Genomic DNA, 214 nt, shown 5'->3' with positions numbered 1-214 from the left:
AGGAATATAAATATAATTAAAACTGTAAGCAATGATGATAATAATACCAGATTGCATAAGATAGTTAATTTCACCTAATAAATAATATGTTAATGAGGATTTTGTAGAAGATCCTGTTATACTTAAAGAATTTATAGCTAGCCATAATATTATTCCNNNAATAAGGAAGGCAAAGAAGGCTCTTAATTCTTCAGGNNNNTTTTTATTTGTAAGT

It is taken from the genome of Candidatus Nanopusillus massiliensis (assembly GCF_920984865.1).
This window is presented reverse-complemented; position numbering follows the sequence as displayed.